This is a genomic window from Pseudomonas sp. AB39(2026), from assembly GCF_059831485.1.
In genome coordinates this window covers 3,986,455-4,003,429 of the sequence record NZ_CP195212.1, presented here as the reverse complement: position 1 = coordinate 4,003,429, position 16,975 = coordinate 3,986,455, and the positions used below count along the sequence as shown (strand labels likewise).

The 16,975-nt window shown below is 59.7% G+C and carries 22 protein-coding genes; 12 read left to right on the top strand and 10 right to left on the bottom strand.

Translation table 11 applies throughout. The features are described from left to right. Positions 1-20: 20 nt before the first annotated feature. Entirely contained in the window at positions 21-908 is an 888-nt protein-coding gene (locus ACSAMW_RS18400; RefSeq protein ID WP_500591508.1) for a helix-turn-helix domain-containing protein, read from the top strand. Here ACSAMW_RS18400 and ACSAMW_RS18395 read toward each other — a convergent pair. Genes ACSAMW_RS18395 through ACSAMW_RS18385 form a run of 3 tightly spaced genes read right to left on the bottom strand, consistent with a single transcriptional unit; the run spans position 905 to position 3,077 of the window. Continuing rightward, positions 905-1,225 (bottom strand): DUF3325 domain-containing protein, encoded by a 321-nt coding sequence (locus ACSAMW_RS18395; protein ID WP_500591507.1) that lies wholly within the window; start codon positions 1,223-1,225, stop codon positions 905-907. The genes ACSAMW_RS18400 and ACSAMW_RS18395 overlap by 4 nt on opposite strands. Beyond that, complete coding sequence (locus tag ACSAMW_RS18390; RefSeq protein WP_500591506.1) at positions 1,225-2,778, bottom strand: PepSY domain-containing protein; 1,554 nt, start codon at positions 2,776-2,778, stop codon at positions 1,225-1,227. The genes ACSAMW_RS18395 and ACSAMW_RS18390 overlap by 1 nt, the downstream gene beginning before the upstream one ends. Then, positions 2,775-3,077 carry a DUF3649 domain-containing protein gene (locus tag ACSAMW_RS18385; protein ID WP_500591505.1) on the bottom strand — a complete coding sequence of 101 codons (303 nt, stop codon included), beginning with the start codon at positions 3,075-3,077 and terminating at the stop codon, positions 2,775-2,777. Before ACSAMW_RS18385 ends, ACSAMW_RS18390 begins: the two co-directional genes overlap by 4 nt. A 337-nt stretch (positions 3,078-3,414) precedes the next feature. On the opposite strand from ACSAMW_RS18385, the gene ACSAMW_RS18380 reads away from it, so the two are divergent. Beyond that, positions 3,415-3,732 (top strand): DUF3509 domain-containing protein, encoded by a 318-nt coding sequence (locus ACSAMW_RS18380; protein ID WP_168082513.1) that lies wholly within the window; start codon positions 3,415-3,417, stop codon positions 3,730-3,732. 1 nt (position 3,733) lies between these two features. On the opposite strand, the gene ACSAMW_RS18375 is transcribed toward ACSAMW_RS18380, so the two are convergent. Further along, on the bottom strand, positions 3,734-4,231 hold the full coding sequence (locus tag ACSAMW_RS18375; RefSeq protein WP_168082515.1) for a phosphate-starvation-inducible PsiE family protein: 498 nt from the start codon (positions 4,229-4,231) through the stop codon (positions 3,734-3,736). 150 nt (positions 4,232-4,381) lie between these two features. Between ACSAMW_RS18375 and ACSAMW_RS18370 the strand changes: the two genes are divergently transcribed. After that, positions 4,382-4,627: a YebG family protein gene (locus ACSAMW_RS18370; protein ID WP_500591504.1), complete on the top strand. Its 246-nt coding sequence runs from the start codon at positions 4,382-4,384 to the stop codon at positions 4,625-4,627. A 7-nt stretch (positions 4,628-4,634) separates the two neighbouring features. On the opposite strand, the gene ACSAMW_RS18365 is transcribed toward ACSAMW_RS18370, so the two are convergent. After that, positions 4,635-5,654: a Glu/Leu/Phe/Val dehydrogenase family protein gene (locus tag ACSAMW_RS18365; RefSeq protein WP_500591503.1), complete on the bottom strand. Its 1,020-nt coding sequence runs from the start codon at positions 5,652-5,654 to the stop codon at positions 4,635-4,637. Positions 5,655-5,821: 167 nt separating this feature from the next. Here ACSAMW_RS18365 and ACSAMW_RS18360 point away from each other — a divergent pair, with 167 nt between their 5' ends. After that, entirely contained in the window at positions 5,822-6,628 is an 807-nt protein-coding gene (locus ACSAMW_RS18360) for a SirB1 family protein (protein WP_500591502.1), read from the top strand. Between the two features lie 224 nt (positions 6,629-6,852). On the opposite strand, the gene ACSAMW_RS18355 is transcribed toward ACSAMW_RS18360, so the two are convergent. Then, a complete protein-coding gene (locus ACSAMW_RS18355; protein WP_500591501.1) occupies positions 6,853-7,314 on the bottom strand; it encodes a flavodoxin in 462 nt (153 codons plus the stop codon). A 123-nt stretch (positions 7,315-7,437) separates the two neighbouring features. Between ACSAMW_RS18355 and ACSAMW_RS18350 the strand changes: the two genes are divergently transcribed. Continuing rightward, the gene (locus ACSAMW_RS18350; protein ID WP_500591500.1) at positions 7,438-7,893 is read left to right on the top strand and encodes a PAS domain-containing protein; all 456 of its coding nucleotides are present in this window, start codon (positions 7,438-7,440) and stop codon (positions 7,891-7,893) included. 66 nt (positions 7,894-7,959) lie between these two features. Continuing rightward, on the top strand, positions 7,960-8,601 hold the full coding sequence (locus tag ACSAMW_RS18345) for a hypothetical protein (protein WP_500591499.1): 642 nt from the start codon (positions 7,960-7,962) through the stop codon (positions 8,599-8,601). On the opposite strand, the gene ACSAMW_RS18340 is transcribed toward ACSAMW_RS18345, so the two are convergent. Beyond that, on the bottom strand, positions 8,566-9,516 hold the full coding sequence (locus ACSAMW_RS18340) for a MerR family transcriptional regulator (RefSeq protein WP_500591498.1): 951 nt from the start codon (positions 9,514-9,516) through the stop codon (positions 8,566-8,568). The genes ACSAMW_RS18345 and ACSAMW_RS18340 overlap by 36 nt on opposite strands. A gap of 232 nt (positions 9,517-9,748) precedes the next feature. Here ACSAMW_RS18340 and ACSAMW_RS18335 point away from each other — a divergent pair, with 232 nt between their 5' ends. The 3 genes from ACSAMW_RS18335 (at position 9,749) to ACSAMW_RS18325 (ending at position 11,085) form a co-directional block, all read left to right on the top strand. Next, entirely contained in the window at positions 9,749-10,324 is a 576-nt protein-coding gene (locus tag ACSAMW_RS18335) for an antibiotic biosynthesis monooxygenase (protein WP_500591497.1), read from the top strand. Between the two features lie 121 nt (positions 10,325-10,445). Then, complete coding sequence (locus ACSAMW_RS18330) at positions 10,446-10,742, top strand: DUF1244 domain-containing protein (protein WP_500591496.1); 297 nt, start codon at positions 10,446-10,448, stop codon at positions 10,740-10,742. After that, positions 10,735-11,085 (top strand): HopJ type III effector protein, encoded by a 351-nt coding sequence (locus ACSAMW_RS18325; protein ID WP_500591495.1) that lies wholly within the window; start codon positions 10,735-10,737, stop codon positions 11,083-11,085. The genes ACSAMW_RS18330 and ACSAMW_RS18325 overlap by 8 nt, the downstream gene beginning before the upstream one ends. Before the next feature lie 59 nt (positions 11,086-11,144). On the opposite strand, the gene trxB is transcribed toward ACSAMW_RS18325, so the two are convergent. Then, positions 11,145-12,110 carry a thioredoxin-disulfide reductase gene (gene trxB / locus ACSAMW_RS18320; RefSeq protein ID WP_500591494.1) on the bottom strand — a complete coding sequence of 322 codons (966 nt, stop codon included), beginning with the start codon at positions 12,108-12,110 and terminating at the stop codon, positions 11,145-11,147. Positions 12,111-12,397: 287 nt separating this feature from the next. Here trxB and cysZ point away from each other — a divergent pair, with 287 nt between their 5' ends. Beyond that, the gene (cysZ, locus tag ACSAMW_RS18315; RefSeq protein WP_500591493.1) at positions 12,398-13,147 is read left to right on the top strand and encodes a sulfate transporter CysZ; all 750 of its coding nucleotides are present in this window, start codon (positions 12,398-12,400) and stop codon (positions 13,145-13,147) included. Positions 13,148-13,215: 68 nt separating this feature from the next. Continuing rightward, complete coding sequence (locus tag ACSAMW_RS18310; protein ID WP_500591492.1) at positions 13,216-13,557, top strand: hypothetical protein; 342 nt, start codon at positions 13,216-13,218, stop codon at positions 13,555-13,557. 103 nt (positions 13,558-13,660) lie between these two features. Here the strand turns inward: ACSAMW_RS18310 and ACSAMW_RS18305 are convergent, their stop codons facing one another. Further along, positions 13,661-14,146, bottom strand: a complete 486-nt coding sequence (locus ACSAMW_RS18305) for a glutathione peroxidase (RefSeq protein WP_500591491.1) — start codon at positions 14,144-14,146, stop codon at positions 13,661-13,663. Positions 14,147-14,165: 19 nt separating this feature from the next. Next, positions 14,166-14,651: an FKBP-type peptidyl-prolyl cis-trans isomerase gene (locus ACSAMW_RS18300; RefSeq protein WP_168082545.1), complete on the bottom strand. Its 486-nt coding sequence runs from the start codon at positions 14,649-14,651 to the stop codon at positions 14,166-14,168. A 212-nt stretch (positions 14,652-14,863) separates the two neighbouring features. On the opposite strand from ACSAMW_RS18300, the gene pta reads away from it, so the two are divergent. Next, positions 14,864-16,960, top strand: a complete 2,097-nt coding sequence (gene pta, locus ACSAMW_RS18295) for a phosphate acetyltransferase (protein ID WP_500591490.1) — start codon at positions 14,864-14,866, stop codon at positions 16,958-16,960. Positions 16,961-16,975 lie beyond the last annotated feature (15 nt).

Here is a 16,975-nt window from a genome sequence, read left to right as displayed (position 1 = left end):
TATTCCAGGAGGAAGACCGGATGAACGCCCACGCACTCGATGTTTTCGAAGCCTTGAGACAGTCTCCCCACGCGCGCCTCGAACAACAGGCCGCCCTAGGCGATGGCCTGGCGGCGGCGGTGTGGAACAACCGCAATGATGCTCGCCATTACCAGGCCCCCGCCCATCACACGCTCTCGTGCTACATGGCAGGCGGGACCGGCACCCATCGGCGGGGCCAACCCGGGCTCAATGGCGCGCCGGGCAAACTCTGTGTACTGCCCGCCGGGCATGATTCGGCCTGGGTCATCAATGGCCCCATTCGCCTGGCACACTTGTATTTCAGCGAAGAGCAGTTTGCACTGAGCTGCATCGCGCTCTTCGACCGCGAGCCTCGTGCATTGGCCCTACAGGAAAAGACCTATGTGGACGACCCGGAGCAGGCGGGCCACTTTAGCCGGCTGATAGGGCTGAACTGGCATGAACCCGCCGAGCGTTTGTTGACCAGCAGCCTGGCCCATGAACTGCTGAACCAGGCGCTGCTTCGCCAAGTGGCGCCCAAGGCTGCACCGCAGGTAAAGGGAGGGTTGGCACCGGCCCAGCGCCGCCATGTGCTGGACTATATAGAAAGCCACCTGGCTGCACCTTTAAGCTTGGGTGAGCTGGCTGCCGTGTGCCACCTGTCGCCGTTTCACTTTGCGCGCATGTTCCGCCTGAGCCTAGGCGTGCCGCCTCACCGGTACGTGCTGGCCCGACGGCTGAGTAGTGCCCGTAGACTTTTGGCAGACCGGCAGCAACCCTTGGGCGAGATTGCGCTGGCCTGTGGGTTTGCCAGCCCCAGCCACTTCAGCAGCCGGTTCCGTCAGGCCATGGGCGCCACGCCTGCAGCGTATCGGGCAGCATTAGGCGTTCAACAGGCGATGCCCTAGGCCAAACCGGCTACCAGCGCACCGGGAATCGCCAACGCCGCCAACCCCAGTGCAAGCCTGGGCCAGTACGACAGCAGCCCTACCAGCATACCTGCGCTGGCCATTGCCAACCCGACACCCTGTGCCAACCCTATGGCCCACCCGGCAGCCCACATAACCTGCGCAAGCGCTACAAGCCACAGCAGGGCTGCCGCCACTCGCAGCGCCACCTGCAACAGACGCTCTGGTTTTCGACCAAGCACGTCTTGGTGATGCCGTTCCATGGCCAGGCACAGGCACCCGAAGCCGGCATAGCACAACAGCGCGGCAACTAGCATCAGGGGGCCACCCGCGCGACCCGTGCCGGTGCAACGCGCGTCGCGCTCTTCACCGCTACCTTGCGCGCAAGCCAGGCCAGCACGCAGGCCGCGCCCAGGAGGGTGAGGTCCACACCGGCGATGGCCCAATCCTGCACAGCGATTGCCTGAGGTAGGCCGCGGGCGGTAGTGACCATACCGAGCAGGGGCAGTACGGCATACAGCACCGCGGCTACGCTCAACTGGTGTACCCAGCCCTGCCGCGTAGGGCGCCAGGCGGCGTACAACAGTGACACCAGCCAGGTCAGAAAGAAGGCACGCACCTCCCACTCTGCGCGCCCTACCATGTGAACGGGCAGCAACCGGTTGGCGGTCAGGAAACCGGCCACCGCCAGCAGCAGGCCGGCCATGCCTGCCAGGTTCAGCGTGGCGACCAACCGCAGCCCAAAAGGGGGCCTGGCCTCGCGGGCATGTTTAAGCTGGCGCTTGGTCAGCCATAGCACCAGCCCGGTGCCCACCATGGCTGTACCGCTCAGGCCGAACACAAAGTACAGCCAGCGCTCCACAGGCCCTGCGAATTGCCCCATGTGAAGGCCGTAGAACCCACCCGCCACCAGCATGGCGCCGTCCCCAGGGATGGCGCTTTCAATCAGTTGCCCGGTCACACCGTCAAACGCCAGGCTAGCCCCCGGCAGGTACGCCACGCGATCGCCTCCATGACGATAAAACACGACCCGTGCGCCTTGGTCACCGGGGTGCTGAACTTCCACCCTGCTGAAGCGTGCGCCAGGCCATTGGCGCTGTGCTTGATCGTACAGGTCAGGCAAGGCCACCAAAGTGCCGGGTTCGCCCTTGGCGGGCGCAGGAAATGCGTTGGGGAACAGGGCCTGGTAGAAGCCGGCAGGCTCGCCTTTGTAAACGGTCATCAGCGTGGCGGGCAGCAGCATGGCCATGAAGATCACCAACCCGCTGTACGTGATCATCACGTGAAACGGCAGCGCCAGTACGGCTACGGCGTTATGGCCATCCAGCCAAGAGCGTTGCCCCTTGCCTGGGCGGAAGGTAAAGAATTCCTTGAAGATTTTCTTGTGAGTAATGATGCCGCTGACCAATGCAATCAACATGACCAAGGCTGCGGCGCTCGCCAGCCATCGACCAAATGGGTAGTTCAGCTCCAGCTCATAGTGGAAACGGTAGAAGAAGTCGCCGCCCTTGCTGTCTCTTGCCGCTACCAAGGCCCCACTGGCTGGGTCCAGCGGTTTGCTGATAAACCGGCTCCCGGCGCCTGGTGGCGCCTGCCACATCACCTCAAGGGCGGCTTGCCGCGACGTGGGCGGCATGATGTACCAGGTATCGGCCTGGGCTGCCTGTTGCGCCAGGTAAGCCTGGGCATTTCCAAGTGCTGTGCGAATATCCACTGCTCGTACGGGTACTTCAGGCTGGGCCCAATGGGACAGCTCTTCCTTGAAGTAGCTGAGCGTACCCGTGAAGAAGATAGCAAAGAGCAGCCAGCCGAAGCACAACCCCAGCCACGTATGCAGCCAGGCCATCGCTTGACGAAAACCTTCTCTCATAGGGTAGCCATCCGGTAAAGCCCAAGGTCGGCCAGGGCCAGGGCCAATGCAGTACCACCGATGCCGAGCCAAGCCCTAAGCGCACTGGCGCAGGCAAACGCCCAGATAACTGCCAGCACATACACGATAAACCCGACCATCATGCCGCCGATTGCCATGTGCGCTAGCGTTCCGGGCATCAGAAAGGCGATGAAGCTGCCTGCCGCCGACGCCAATGCATACCCTCCCAAACCCGCAGCCAGGCATCGAGAGGCGACACCCAGCCGATAGCGGGTGGAAATGTGCAACGGCTTTTTCATAGGGCAGCCATCAACCGCAAAGCGGGAAGGTAGCAATTCTATTGATAAACATTCTCATACGCAAAGAAACTGCATGTGCACTGTGTTGGGGCAATTCCGCGCTTGCACTGTTCAGGCCTCTAAGCACGAAAAAGCACTGGAAATGGCACAACCCTGCCCGCCAAAGCGCGATCCAATGGGTTTTGGAGAATGCGGCACAAGCCTTGCAATGCCTGAATCGATGGCTTGCTTCTCAAGCTGTCCAGGCTGATCGCGGTGTTGAACCGACGGTCAGGATCACGAGAACTATCACTGGCCGCCCCAGTCCATAGGTGCAGTCTCGACCTGTAGGTGAAACATGGATAACCCTTTTCAGATCATCAGTGACGCTTTCCAGCCCGACTACCGGGTGAACCTGAGTATCCAGGGGCTGGATGGAACCATCATGCTGACCCTGTCCAACGAACAGGGCATGGTTGCCAAGCGCATGATCAGCATCGCGCAGCGTAACGACCCCAAGCGCTTGCAGCGCCTGATCGAGAGCATCAAGTTCGGGATTGCCATCGAACGCGGGGACAGTGCGATCGCCATGCTGGCAGCCATGACAGACAGCCACAAGGGGTTGCCCCCTCCGGCCGCTGGCGGAAAATGGCAGGCACCTGCGTCGGTGCTCTGACTCAGGTCTCCCCTTTTTCCAGCTCCACTACCTCGACCTTGCCTGCGCGCTTGCGCTGCGGACCTTCGATCTTGATTGAAGGGTAGCGAGACGACGCGTAGCGCACCACAAGAATGGCAAAGGCCAGCAGCAGAATGGCACCGGACAGGTACACCACGCCCAGCCCAGGCGGCGCATGGTGTGACACGTCCGAAATCAGCAGCCGTGTGAGCGCTGTAATGGCCACGTAGATCAGGAAACGGACGGGCATGTGGTTGGTCTTGAAATAGATCCCCACCATGGCGCCCAGCTCCAGGTAGATGAACAGCAATAGAATGTCGTCTACCGTGATCGATCCTTTCTCCAGCATCTCCAGGAATGCCAGCACGGCAGCCCAGGCCGTCACGCCGCCGATGGCGAATAGCGACAGGTAATGAAACCCCTCCACGAGCAGGTTCCCCATGGATTCTGCGCACCCGTGAACCCGCTCTCGCAACGTGTCGGCCCAATTGCTCTTCACTGCCCTATCCTTACAAGGTTACTGGGCGACATGCCCAGGCATCGTTACACCAGAACCTTCATGCAGAATCAAGGCCACGGGCTTGCCTGCGCGGTCATGACACTGTATAAATAACCAGCTTACGCATACACTCGCGCTTGAGAGGCCCTCATGGCTGTTGAAGTCCTGTACCGAAGTACTCGTGACCCGGAGACCCTATTCTTGGATCGGAAACTCGCAGACGCTCACGATCAAATGCTGGAACTGGCCGAAATGGTTGGCCAGGTTCTGGAGAAGAACATCACTGGTTTGAGTGAAAACCAGGCTGAGGAAATCGGCATTTTCCTTGCGCGGAACCGCTCAGTGTTCGGGGCAGCATTCAAGAGCAATGTCGAAGCGCTGGCGGACCTGAAGTAAGGCGCAGCTACGCCAGTATCATTCGCTCGGCCATGGCTTGAGCTATTCGCGCTGGCGAATGGTGCGTGGCCTGCGCATGAGCGAAAATATCGGTCAGGCGCCTGCCGATTCCACCCAGGTGTTCGGCAATACCTTGGATGCCTATGCCTTGGTACTGGAGCGCTACCTGGATCAATCCGCCTGCATTGATGACATAGTCAGGTGCGTAAAGAATGCCTCGGCTTTCCAATTGATCGGCGGCGTCCAGGCCAGTGAGCTGTGCATTGGCAGAGCCTGCTACTGCTGCACAGCGCAGTTGTGCCACGGTCTTTGGGTCGAGTATGCCGCCATAGGCACAAGGTGCAAAAATATCGCAGGGGGTGGTAGGCAAACTGTCGCTGACAATGGGCCGCGCATTGAGCCGTTCGACTGCCAATTGCACCCGGGCAGGGTCAGTGTCGCTTACCAGCAGTTCAGCCCCGGCTGCGTGCAAATGTTCTCCCAGGCTGTAGCCCACTTGCCCCAGGCCCTGGATGGCCACCCTTAACCCTTCCAGGTTATCGCTGCCAAGGCGCGCCATGGCGGTACTGCGAATACCTTCGAAAACGCCCAGGGCCGTATTGGCTGATGGGTCTCCGGCCTGGGTGGTACTGGTGACATGGCAGGTGGCGTGTGCCACGCAGTCCATGTCCATGGGCGTGGTGCCACTGTCCACTGCTGCAATGTAGCGCCCTTGCAAACTATCGATAAAGCGCCCAAGGGCTTCGAACAGTCGGCCGCGATCTTGCACGTGAGGCCCCCGCAGTATCACGGCCTTGCCTCCGTTGAACGGCAAGCCCGCCAATGCGGTTTTGTAACTCATGATTTCTGCCAAAGCGATGGCGTCATTCAAGGCAGCGTCATCATCGGGGTACGCTAGGTAGCGACATCCACCGATGGCAGGCAGAGCGCGACCTGCATGAATCGCAATGATTGCGCGCAGGCCGCTGGCTTCATCCACCATCATGTGAACAGTGTGCACGCGGGTGCGTTGCATCAGCGCGAGCATGTGGCAGCTTCCGATTAGGCAGGGACAGGCTAAGTATAGGCGGGCCTCAGCGGTGCGCCTGGTGTATCACCATTACTGGACGAAACGTCACTACGGGGCTACAAGGAGCATAAGCCTGCAAGCGCTGCCCACGCGGTTGCAGCGCCAGGCCAACGGAGCCTTATGCCATGAACCCACGCCAGGCCTGCCTTGAGTGCTTGAACCGCCAGCCGCCGGCGCTACTCGAGGCGGCGCTATGGGTGGCAGTTGAGCATGACCCGACCGTCGAGCCTGCTCCATGGCTAGCGTGTGTCAGGGACCTGGCGGCCACTATCAGCGCGCGGCTACCCCCGTTGCCAGTGCGAGAGCTCGCCCAGCCTCTGCTTCGGCTGCTCAATGCACTGGGGTATGTGCAGGACGAACAGCACCCCCTACGGCCTGAATCAGCTTTGTTCCATAAGGTGCTGTCCAGAAAACGAGGGCAGCCTCTGACGTTAGGCCTGTTGGCTCTTGAGCTGGCGCGCCGGCTGGACATCCCACTGGCTGGCGTGAATTTCCCCGGCCATTTTCTGTTACAGGTGCCCAGCGCTGACCATTGGCTAGACCCTTGCGGCGGGCGGCGGCTTTACCCGAAAGATTGCCGTGAATTGCTGTTACGCCAGTATGGCCCTTCGCAAGCGCTGCGGGCAGAACACTTTGCCATAGCGACGCCGTCCCAAATGCTGCAACGGCTATCCCGTAACCTGCGTCATTTGCATGGTGGCCATGATGACTATATGGCGGCGCTCAGCGATGCAGAGCGTGTATTGGCGCTTGGCCCCGGCACTGCAGCGGATTACCTGGCAAGGGCCAGCTTGTACAGGCGCCTGGATTGCCCACAGGCCGAGCGGTTCGATATCGAACACGCACTGTTGCTCACCGACGACCCTTTGCAGCGGTTGCAACTGACCGAACGCCTGCAACAATGGCCTTCAACCTTACCGCTGCTGCATTGACGCCTCTGGATTATTACACCGCTTGCAAGGGTGAATGTCAGACGTTCTCATTTACCCTCGCTGCAGCGCCCCGTATCCTTCTGCAGGTCGAACATTGTTCAATCGATACGGGCCGTTCATGGCCTTTGTCGTCTTCGTGGTGTTCAACAAACCCCTGACGTTGTTTGGTAGCTCCTGAACCAACGTCCTGCTTGGCCGCTGTGTGCGCAGCGGCCTTTTTTTGCTCAGGCCTGCTGCTCAAGCGCTTTGGCAAACCTCTCCAGCCAAGGCATGGCATCAGTCTCGGGCGTTACGCTTTCGCTGGCATCAAGGCGCAGCATAGGCTGTACCTGTTGGACACCCAGCTCATCGAACAGCTCTGCGATCAACATCCCTCCCCCGCAGTAGCTGTCGCTATAGCTCGAATCGCCCAAGGCAATCACTCCGCCCGGCAAGCCACGCAGCGCGCCAGGTAACCGGTCGCGAAGCTCGCCATACAACGGCATAAGGCTATCAGGCAGTTCACCCATGCCTGTTGTAGAGGTGATGCCAAGCAATGCCTCTGGCTCTGCGGCCAGCAACGCTGCCAAGTCCTCTCTCGGGTTGTAGTAGCACGCATGGCCTGCCGCTTCAAGATGCGCTACAGCGTGGTGTGCGACCTCTTCGGCGGCGCCGTAGACCGAACCGGAAAACAGGGCAACTTTCATGTCAGGGCCTCAATGGATACAGGCAGGCAGTCTAACAGCCTGAACGCTGTTCAACTTAGGACAGCCAGAACGCTTCAGGGTGGGTTAAAATGCCACCTTGTCACGTGGGCCGGCGGAGGGCTCATGATCAACCCCAATCTGTTGCAACTGGTCGTCAATGCGTCCAATGACGGAATTGTCATCGCGGAGCGAGAAGGCTCGGATAACATTCTCATCTATGTCAACCCTGCCTTCGAGCGGATGACCGGCTATGCATCCGAGGACATTCTCTATCGGGACTGCCGTTTTCTACAGAACGGCCAAGCCAGCGAGGCAACCCGCAAGGCCTTGCGCATGGCCATCGACAACGGGCTGCCTTGCCGGCAGGTGATGCTGAATTTTCGAAAGGATGGCACCCCGTTCTGGAACGAGCTGGCCATTGCACCTGTAGACAACGAAGGTGACGGCCGCCGTTATTTCATCGGTATCCAGAAAGATGTCACGGACCAAGTGGTCGCGCAGGAACGAATAATGCAACTGGAACAAGAGCTGGCGCTTTTGCGTCAGGAAATCGTACAGGCGACCAAACCCAAACGGTGACTGCACAACGGCAATGAGTGGGTTTTGTCTACTGTCCTGTCCATGCGACGCTGAATGAGCTCCGACATGCAACCTGATACTTTGCTGACTCAGGATGAGATCGATTTTATCCAGAGCATGCACCATAGCCTGCAACTGGACAGCGCCGACGTCAGTGCGGGCCTGATGGTCAATGGCGGCAGCCAATTGCAGGCATTGCTGACACGGCTGGTGGCACATGAGCACGTCACCATACAGGCGCAGTACGAGAACCAGCAGCTCAGTTTTCCACTGCAACTGGTGGAAGACGAATTTCATGCCCAGCACATCAAGATGGGGGCGCCCACTATCTACGAAGACGGCCCCATGGTTCGCCCTTGGCGCTTGGCATTGCCCAGCCCGGTGCCCTTGCAGGACCGCAACGGCACGCTGACCCACCTGAAGGTGGTAGAGGTTTCAGTCAATGGGGTGGTCGTGCAGGTTCGCGCGGGCGCAGAGGCGCCCGAGGTATTCTCGCTCTGGTTCGCGCCTGAGGGTTATACCCCTATCGCGCTGCGCGGGAGCCTTGAGCGACAGATTGCTGACGGGTTCATGGCCTATCGCCTGATCGCACATGCGCCCCATGAAACCGAGCGGTTACGCCACTATATTCTCGAACAGCATCGGCTGGCACACCCGGGCCTGCACAGTACCTCAGGTGTCGAGGTGCCCGGCGATGTACTGGAGTAGGCGGCGTTGCATCAGTTGGCTGTTTCCACCCAGGCAAGCGATGGGCGAGTGAACCAGCTGGTCGTGAATCAGTTCGCTCATCTCCCCTGCCAGCAGCAGAGGGCAACTGAGGTTTAAGCCTAGCTTCATGAAGCGGCGGCCTGCGTCTGCAGCCGGGGCATGGTTGGAAAACAATATGACGGCATGAGGTTGGACACGCTCACTCACCAACCCCAGTTCTTCCAGCGGTTGGCCGGTGCCCAGAGGTTGTACCCACACATGCTCACCGCCAAGCAGCAGCGCTGCGACCAACAATTCCAGCTCATGGTACTGCCCAGGTATGCCACAGAGCAGAACGTGATGCTCGGCCGTTTCCCGCTGTGCAAACTGAAGCCGCTTGAGGGCCTGCCCTCTTAGAAAGGCATCCACAAACGCCCACTCGCTGGCTTGCCCAAAGACATCCTGGTGCAGCCGGGCCCTCTCCCAAACGGGCAGAAACACCTCATTGAACGCCGTAGCCATTGGATAGGTGGAAAACACCTCGCCGTACAGGCGAGCGAGTGTAGCCTCGTTGAAGCCCTGCACTGCGCCTATGATACGGTCTCGCCAGTGGCGGTAATCGCTGTCACCCTTGTGGTAAGCAATCGGAGAGGGATCAACTGGCGCCGGGTTACGTGCAATCAAGGTGCCTACCTTGCTCACCGCCACGCCGCGCTCCAGCCAGCCCAATATGGCGCGCACTTCGGCAACGTCAGTCAGGGAATAAAGGCGGTGCCCGCTCTCTGTGCGGGTAGGCTGGATCAACCCGTATCGGCGTTCCCAGGCGCGCAGGGTTACAGGGTTCACGCCGGTCAAGCGCGCAACCTCACGAATGGGAAACAGCTCTTTCTCGGTGTAAGCGCGGTCGGCCGCTGTGTGCTGTTCGTTGTCGCTCATGTTGAGAAAAACCGTGCTACCTACGTATTGATACGAAGATTGTAACTGTCTGCAAACCAGTTAGGTCCCCTCCCTTGTCATGTTAGACCGTGCAGAAGCCACTTTGGTCAGCCCGCGCAGACGCCGCCGATAGAATAAGGAATAATCGTCGCAGGAAACGCCGTGCCCCACCACCCAGGGGTACGGCTGCGCTGCCTTTACCCTAGGCGTCGCTATCGTTCGGAGATAAACCATGTCTACGCCACCTGTCACCATGCTAGTTGCACGTCGAGCCGCCAAAGGGCGCTATCAGGAATTGATCGCTTGGCTACAGGAAGGTGAGCACTTGGCCACTGACTTTCCAGGTTACCTGGGTTCGGGCATTCTGGCCCCTCCCCAAGGCGACGATGAATTCCAGATGATCTTCCGCTTCGCCGACGCCACTACCCTGCATGCATGGGAGTTTTCAGCGTCTCGGCAGGCCTGGCTGTCACGGGGCAACGGGTTGTTTGCTCACCCCTCCGAGCACCGGGTGCAGGGCATGGACGGTTGGTTTGCTGCCGTTTCCACAGGCGGCGAACTGGCGCGCCCGCCGCGGTGGAAGCAGGCCGTTGCAATATGGCTGGCGTTCTTTCCAGTATCGCTGCTGTTCAATGCCGTGTTTGGCCCATGGCTAAACGAACTGGCGCTTGCCCCACGTATTCTCCTCAGCACGCTGGCCCTCACCCCTCTGATGGTGTTTATCTTCATTCCATTGTCTACACGGTTGCTGGCGCCCTGGCTCAATGCCCCTGCCCCCGAGTCGAAAGCGGCGGCGCAGACACGGTAGCGCCTTCACACAAGGAAGGAGCCCCAATGATGGCAGACATTGCCTCACTGGCCTTCTCTGATTGCTTCAAAAGCGCCGAGCCTTTTATCATCCCCCGCCTATTTCCCGCAGGAGCCTTTTCATGACTCAACAACAGCGCCTGGAGCTGGAAGCTGCTGCTTTCCGCCGCTTGGTGGAACACTTTGGCAAGCGCACCGATGTGCAGAACATCGACCTGATGAACCTGGCAGGTTTCTGCCGCAATTGCCTGTCGAAATGGTACAAGGCAGCCGCTGACGAACAGGGCGTAGACCTTAGCCTGGACGCGGCACGGGAAGCGGTGTACGGCATGCCTTACGACGAATGGAAGCAGCGCTATCAGAAAGAGGCGAGCCCCGAGCAGGCGGCGGCCTTTGCCAAGGGTAAGCCTAATGACTGACCTGATAGCCTTCCGTAACAGCCTGAAAACGAGCGAGCACCTGTTTGCCGACACGCTGGCATTCGTGGCTGAGCACTACACCTATAGCCCGCAAGGCTTCACCAATGGCCCTGTACATAACGCCGCTGGCCAGAACGAAGGGTCCTGCAAGGTGCTGGCAATGGCAGCGTTGGAGGGGTTCAGCGACCTGGAAACCCTACAAGCGTTCGGGGAACACTACCGCGCCGTGCTGGCCTCGCCAGCAGGCAGCGACCACGGCAATATCCGAGCGCTTATGGCAGGCGGCCTGAACGCTGTAACGTTTGACGGGCCGCCTTTGGTGCGAAACAGCATCAACCGTTGAACAACGGCCTGGCGGGAGGGGCCCGTGCTACGCTAGGCCCCTCAGCCGTACGCCAACCCTTATTCGAAGGTCGCGTTCTGCAGGCCGTCCAGGTAACGCTCCGCGTCCAGTGCGGCCATACAGCCCGCCCCTGCGGAGGTAATGGCCTGGCGGTACACGTGATCCGCCACATCGCCTGCCGCAAACACACCATCGATGTTGGTCGCCGTCGCATTGCCTTCACGGCCGCCCTTGACCACCAGATAACCGTCCTTGAGCTGAAGCTGGCCCTCGAATAATGAGGTGTTCGGCGTGTGGCCGATGGCGATGAACACGCCGTCCACGCTCAATTCATCTGCAGTACCATCGTTGTTCTTCAAGCGTGCGCCAGTCACGCCCATCGTGTCGCCCAGCACCTCTTCAAGCACCGCATTGAGCTTGAGTTCGATCTTGCCTTCAGCAACGCGGGCATGCAGCTTATCGATCAGGATCTTTTCTGCACGGAAGGTTTCGCGGCGGTGAATCAGGGTTACTTTCTTCGCGATATTGGCCAAGTACAGGGCCTCTTCCACCGCTGTGTTACCTCCGCCCACTACCGCAACGTCACGGTTGCGGTAGAAAAAACCATCGCAGGTCGCGCAGGCAGACACACCCTTGCCCATGAAGGCTTCTTCTGACGGCAGGCCCAGGTAACGCGCGCTGGCACCGGTAGCAACGATCAACGCATCGCAAGTGTAAGTGCCGCTGTCGCCGGTCAGGGTTAGCGGCTTGGCCGCCAGGTCCACTGCATTGATATGATCGAACACAATTTCGGTCTCGAACCGCTCGGCATGCTCGCGCATGCGCTCCATCAGCGCCGGGCCGGTCAAACCATGCGGGTCACCGGGCCAGTTGTCCACCTCGGTGGTGGTCGTCAACTGACCGCCTGCTTGCATGCCAGTGATCAACAGCGGCTTGAGGTTAGCGCGTGCGGCGTACACCGCAGCGCTATAGCCGGCAGGGCCGGACCCCAGGATGATCACTCGGGAATGACGAAGCTCAGACATGGACACACTCCTGTCGACCGGCAAAATGTGCCGTGTCGTGGCGCCGGTATAACCGGCTTGAGTAAAAAGGGAAGGTTGTAAAGGAAAGTGCGTGAAGCTTAACGAGGACCAGCCGACTTGGGAAATACCCTTTGGCAATTCGAGCGATAGGGGGGCGCTATCCGGGCGCTTCCCTTGCTATTGAGTGAAAGAAGTTGTCTGGATGTTTCCCGCGCTGCGCCCGGCTTTTCCCCTGCCCTCAAAGCCGGTACCGTTCGCTTCTCTTAACGTTCTGGAGCACGTGTTGCATGCCACCTTCTGTATTGTCCGGCCCAGAGTACCTTCGCCAGGGGCTGAAACTGGTGCTCAGCCCAGGGCTGCGGCTATTTGTGCTGCTGCCGTTGTCCATCAACCTGGTGCTGTTCGCCGGCCTGGTCTACTTCGCCGGCCATGAATTCAGCCTGTGGGTAACCCAACTGATGCCGGAGCTGCCTGCCTGGCTGGGCTTTCTCAACTACCTCCTTTGGCCGCTGTTCGTGGTACTGGTGGTACTGATGGTGTTTTTCACGTTCACCATGGTGGCCAATATCATTGCAGCACCCTTTAACGGGTTTTTATCCGAAAAAGTGGAGATCGTGGTACGTGGCAAGGATGACTTTCCTGCGTTCAGCTGGGGCGAACTGGTGGCTATGGTGCCACGCACGTTGAGCCGCGAGATGCGCAAGCTGGCCTATTACCTGCCGCGGGCGCTTGCGCTGCTGGTGGTGTCGTTCATTCCCGGTGTCAACTTGGTCGCGGCACCGCTGTGGTTGATATTTGGTGTCTGGATGATGGCCATCCAATACATCGACTACCCAGCGGACAACCACAAGATGAGCTGGCAGGACATGCTTGCCTGGCTGCGCAAAAAGCGTTGGGCGAGCCTGAGCTTCGGCGGCATCGTTTACCTGGTATTACTGATCCCGGTCATCAACCTGTTAATGATGCCTGCCGCCGTAGCGGGCGCTACCGTGTTCTGGGTGCGTGAGCGGCCAGGAACAGGCGAAAGACTTAATTAGCGCCAGAGGCACGCTTTAGGTCGCTTAAATGCAGGTCACGCACTGCCGCGTATGACCAAGGAGCGCCTATGACTGACTTTCGTAATGACCCTGCCTTCGCAGACAACCTGCGAGCCTTGCTGGCTCAAATGATAGCCAATGAAGGCGTTTTCGAGCCTGACATAACGCCTGACAGCCTGTTCCTTACCACTGTTGACTCAGAAGACGGGCACATTACCGCCTCGGTATCGCTGTTCGGTGAAGCGTACCGAAGCATCATCGAACGCCAACCACCGGTGTACGCGCCTAGTTACCCTTTCAGTGGCGTGTTCAGTCAAGGCGACACGTTTGAGGATGCCTACAGGGTTCATCCTTCATTCGAGCCTATCGACTTTTATTATTTGATTGGCAGGGCCTACGACAGCGTCTGAGTCCGTTGCTTGCCCGCATTAGCAGTAACCAGGCTGCCCCATACTCATCCCAGACCGTTGTTCGGCCGAGGCAACCTGCCTGCCTCGGCTGAACCCCCGCAGATTACGCCAGTAACGCGCGTTCGATCGCAGCCACTACCTCAGGCGACTCAGGAAGGGTCTTAGGCGAGAACCGAGCCAGCACTTGCCCGTCTTTCCCTACCAGAAACTTCTCGAAATTCCAGGTAATGTCTCCAGGGAAGGCTGCACCTGGCCCTGCAAGCAGGGTGTAAAGCGTGTCGCGTGCCTCGCCGTTTACGACCGACTTGGCCGTTAGCGGAAAGGTAACCCCATAGCGGGTGGTGCAGAACGCGTCGATTTCGGCCTCACTGCCTGGCTCCTGCCCGGCAAATTGGTTGCAAGGCACGCCCAGCACAGTGAAACCACGAGGGCCGAAGCGTTGTTGCAGGCGCTCCAGGCCCTCGTACTGCGGAGTGAGGCCACACTGGGACGCTACGTTGACGACCAGAACAACCTGATCGACGAAGCGGTCCAGCAACAGTGCACTGCCATCAAGGCTGGTGACCTGAATGTCATGAAATGTGCTCATGCCCTCTCCCCGCTGCAAATCAATGGTGGTGACCGCCTTCACCGTGAACGTGGCCGTGTGCCTTTTCCTCTTCGCTGGCATCACGCACCGAAATCACCTTCACATCGAAGTTCAGGCGCTGGCCAGCCAGAGGGTGGTTACCGTCCACGGTGACTTCATCGCCATCCAGGTCGCGGATGGTCACGATTTGCATCTGGCCGTCTGGTGCGGAGGCATGGAACTGCATGCCGACTTCCAGTTCGTCTACGCCTTCGAACATGCTGCGGTTCAACGTGCTTACCAGCTCAGCCGAGTACTCGCCGTAAGCGTCTTCTGGCTCAATGGCAACCTTGACTTCATCACCCACCTGTTTGCCTTCCAGGGCTTTTTCCAAGCCCGGGATGATGTTGCCGGCGCCGTGCAGGTAAACCAGCGGCGCACCGCCGGACGAGCTGTCGATGACCTCGCCAGCGTCGTTGGTGAGGGTGTAGTCGATGGACACAGCCTTATTGGCGGCAATGGACATGGGGCGAGACCTTTACACAGAGATAGGAAGGCCTCAGTGTAAACAAGCATGGTGACGATTGCGAATGCCGCAGCCTGTGTGGCGCTTGGGGGCTGTTGTCCAGGCCGGCGCTGTCGAGCGTGCATGACGCAGGCCATTGGCGTTACCCTTGGCCGATTCCTGGCACAGCGGTGGTACTGCACCGTAGCCTGTTTCGTTGATCGAGACTGCCCATGCAAACCTTTTTCATCGCCCCAACCGACTTTGGTGTAGGCCTGACGTCCATCAGCCTGGGGCTGATACGTACCCTGGAGCGTGCAGGCCTGAAGGTCGGCTTCTTCAAACCGGTATCCCAACCGCACCCTGGTGACACCGGGCCAGAGCGCTCTACCGAGCTGGTTGCACGTACCCATGGGCTCAAGCCCCCTGCCCCCTTGGCCTTGGGCCATGTAGAACGGATGCTGGGCGACGGCCAGCTGGACGAGCTGCTTGAGGAAATCATCACCCTGTACCAGGCCGCTGGCGTGGGCAAAGATGTACTAGTAGTGGAAGGCATGGTGCCCACCCGACAGGCCAGCTACGCTGCCCGAGTGAACCAGCACTTGGCCAAGAGCATGGATGCGGATGTGATTCTGGTATCAGCTCCAGAGAGCGAGGCGCTGGCCGAACTCTCCGGGCGGGTGGACTTGCAAGCGCGGCTATTCGGTGGCGCCAGCGACCCCAAGCTGATCGGCGTGATTCTCAACAAGGTCCGCACCGAGGAATCCATCGAGCAGTTCGCCAGCCGCCTGCGAGAGCACTCGCCCCTGCTGCGAGGTGGCGATTTCCGCCTGCTGGGCTGTATCCCCTATCAGCCCGAGTTGAATGCGCCACGTACACGGGACATAGCCGAATTGCTGGGTGCCCAGGTGCTGAACGCCGGTGATTTCGAGCAACGGCGCATGTCACGGATCATTATCTGCGCACGCACCGTGCTTAACACCTTGCAGTTGCTCAAGCCTGGCGTACTTGTGGTCACACCTGGGGACCGTGATGACATCCTGCTGGCGGCCTCTCTGGCCTCGCTCAATGGCGTTCCCTTGGCCGGCGTGCTGCTCACCAGCGATACCCGCCCGGACCCACGCGTGATGGAGCTATGCCAAGGCGCCTTGCAAGCCGGCCTGCCCGTGTTATCGGTGAGCACGGGCTCCTACGATACCGCCACTCGCCTAAACCAGTTGAACAATGAAATCCCTGTAGATGACCGCGAGCGCGCCGAGCACATCACTGATTTTGTGGCCAGCCACCTCGATGCTGCCTGGTTGCACCAGCGCTGCGGTACACCGCGCGAGTTGAGGCTTTCTCCGGCCGTATTCCGGTATCAGCTGATCCAGCGCGCACAGGCTGCCAACAAGCGTGTTGTGCTGCCCGAAGGCAGCGAGCCCATGATCGTTCAGGCCGCGGCCGTTTGCCAAGCTCGCGGGATTGCACGCTGTGTACTGCTGGCCAAGCCAGCGGACGTAGAGGCGGTGGCACGTGCCCAAGGTATCGAGCTGCCAGCAGGGCTTGAAATACTGGACCCCGATGACATCCGGGCACGGTACGTGTCACCCATGGTGGAGTTGCGCAACAGCAAGAACCTGAATGCGCCCATGGCTGAACAGCAGCTTGAAGACCCGGTGGTCATTGCCACTATGATGCTAGCGCTGGACGAAGTGGACGGGATGGTGTCCGGCCTGGTGCACTCCACTGCCAACACCATTCGCCCTGCCCTTCAATTGATAAAAACCGCACCTGGTTGGAGCCTGGTGTCTTCGGTGTTCTTCATGCTGTTCCCGGACCAGGTGGTAATGTATGGCGATTGCGTCATGAACCCCCACCCGGACGCTGCTGAGCTGGCGCAGATTGCTCTGCAAAGCGCTGATTCGGCACAGGCGCTGGGCATTGCCCCGAGGGTCGCCATGCTGGGCTATTCCAATGGGCAGTCCGGCACAAGCGATGAGGTGGAAAAGGTACGAGAAGCCACCCTGCTTGCGCGCGAGCAACAACGCGACCTGCTGATTGATGGCCCGCTGCAGTACGACGCGGCCGCCAATGAAACCGTGGCCCGACAGCTGGCGCCTGACAGTGAGGTCGCAGGTCGCGCCACGGTGTTCGTGTTCCCAGACCTGAACAGCGGCAATACGACCCACAAGGCGGTGCAGCGCAGCGCCGATTGCGTAAGCCTGGGGCCCATGCTTCAAGGGCTGCGCAAGCCCGTGAATGACCTGCCGAGGGGCGCACAGGTCGACGATATCGTTTATACGATTGCTTTGACCGCCATCCAGGCCAGCCGCAGCCTGGACAGTTGATCCAGGCTGGCTGTG

What these genes read in the sequence shown, in the direction of transcription:
- ACSAMW_RS18360 (WP_500591502.1), top strand. Translation starts at nt 5,822, where the DNA reads ATGAACCCACGCCAGGCCTGCCTTGAGTGCTTGAACCGCCAGCCGCCG.
- ACSAMW_RS18300 (WP_168082545.1), bottom strand. Translation starts at nt 14,651, where the DNA reads ATGTCCATTGCCGCCAATAAGGCTGTGTCCATCGACTACACCCTCACC.
- ACSAMW_RS18350 (WP_500591500.1), top strand. Translation starts at nt 7,438, where the DNA reads ATGATCAACCCCAATCTGTTGCAACTGGTCGTCAATGCGTCCAATGAC.
- ACSAMW_RS18370 (WP_500591504.1), top strand. Translation starts at nt 4,382, where the DNA reads ATGGCTGTTGAAGTCCTGTACCGAAGTACTCGTGACCCGGAGACCCTA.
- ACSAMW_RS18335 (WP_500591497.1), top strand. Translation starts at nt 9,749, where the DNA reads ATGTCTACGCCACCTGTCACCATGCTAGTTGCACGTCGAGCCGCCAAA.
- ACSAMW_RS18380 (WP_168082513.1), top strand. Translation starts at nt 3,415, where the DNA reads ATGGATAACCCTTTTCAGATCATCAGTGACGCTTTCCAGCCCGACTAC.
- trxB (WP_500591494.1), bottom strand. Translation starts at nt 12,110, where the DNA reads ATGTCTGAGCTTCGTCATTCCCGAGTGATCATCCTGGGGTCCGGCCCT.
- ACSAMW_RS18310 (WP_500591492.1), top strand. Translation starts at nt 13,216, where the DNA reads ATGACTGACTTTCGTAATGACCCTGCCTTCGCAGACAACCTGCGAGCC.
- ACSAMW_RS18365 (WP_500591503.1), bottom strand. Translation starts at nt 5,654, where the DNA reads ATGCTCGCGCTGATGCAACGCACCCGCGTGCACACTGTTCACATGATG.
- ACSAMW_RS18395 (WP_500591507.1), bottom strand. Translation starts at nt 1,225, where the DNA reads ATGCTAGTTGCCGCGCTGTTGTGCTATGCCGGCTTCGGGTGCCTGTGC.
- ACSAMW_RS18400 (WP_500591508.1), top strand. Translation starts at nt 21, where the DNA reads ATGAACGCCCACGCACTCGATGTTTTCGAAGCCTTGAGACAGTCTCCC.
- ACSAMW_RS18355 (WP_500591501.1), bottom strand. Translation starts at nt 7,314, where the DNA reads ATGAAAGTTGCCCTGTTTTCCGGTTCGGTCTACGGCGCCGCCGAAGAG.
- pta (WP_500591490.1), top strand. Translation starts at nt 14,864, where the DNA reads ATGCAAACCTTTTTCATCGCCCCAACCGACTTTGGTGTAGGCCTGACG.
- ACSAMW_RS18330 (WP_500591496.1), top strand. Translation starts at nt 10,446, where the DNA reads ATGACTCAACAACAGCGCCTGGAGCTGGAAGCTGCTGCTTTCCGCCGC.
- ACSAMW_RS18390 (WP_500591506.1), bottom strand. Translation starts at nt 2,778, where the DNA reads ATGAGAGAAGGTTTTCGTCAAGCGATGGCCTGGCTGCATACGTGGCTG.
- cysZ (WP_500591493.1), top strand. Translation starts at nt 12,398, where the DNA reads ATGCCACCTTCTGTATTGTCCGGCCCAGAGTACCTTCGCCAGGGGCTG.
- ACSAMW_RS18340 (WP_500591498.1), bottom strand. Translation starts at nt 9,516, where the DNA reads ATGAGCGACAACGAACAGCACACAGCGGCCGACCGCGCTTACACCGAG.
- ACSAMW_RS18385 (WP_500591505.1), bottom strand. Translation starts at nt 3,077, where the DNA reads ATGAAAAAGCCGTTGCACATTTCCACCCGCTATCGGCTGGGTGTCGCC.
- ACSAMW_RS18325 (WP_500591495.1), top strand. Translation starts at nt 10,735, where the DNA reads ATGACTGACCTGATAGCCTTCCGTAACAGCCTGAAAACGAGCGAGCAC.
- ACSAMW_RS18305 (WP_500591491.1), bottom strand. Translation starts at nt 14,146, where the DNA reads ATGAGCACATTTCATGACATTCAGGTCACCAGCCTTGATGGCAGTGCA.
- ACSAMW_RS18345 (WP_500591499.1), top strand. Translation starts at nt 7,960, where the DNA reads ATGCAACCTGATACTTTGCTGACTCAGGATGAGATCGATTTTATCCAG.